The sequence below is a fragment of the Peptococcus simiae genome (assembly GCF_046097595.1).
In the GTDB taxonomy this organism is placed as follows: Bacteria; Bacillota; Peptococcia; order Peptococcales; family Peptococcaceae; genus Peptococcus; species Peptococcus simiae.
In genome coordinates, this window is sequence record NZ_JBJUVG010000039.1 from 1 (window position 1) to 266 (window position 266).

A 266-nucleotide genomic window follows, 5' to 3' on the forward strand; every position below is an offset into this window, starting at 1 on the left:
CTTGCTTTCTGCTGTGGCTTGGTTGACGTAGGGCTTATCTGCTCCGTCATTGGCGTGGAGGACTTTAAACTGGATAATGGTGGCTTTACCGGGCTGGATGTCGCCTACCGGGATGGTGAGGGTGTCCAGCATGGAGCTGCTATTAGCTTGGTATTTAAAGTCGCTCCCCCAGGCTTTAGGGACGCCATTAATGGTGAGGCTGTCCCGGTAGAAGGTCAGGCGAGAGGTATCTAGGACGTCTGTTACCTTAATATCTTTCCAGACCT

General features: G+C 52.3%; 1 protein-coding gene. It reads right to left on the minus strand.

Going from position 1 to position 266, the window contains the following annotated elements; all coding sequences use genetic code 11:
• On the minus strand, positions 1–266 hold a 266-nt coding region (locus ACKQTC_RS09235; RefSeq protein ID WP_408978152.1), incomplete at both ends, for a hypothetical protein.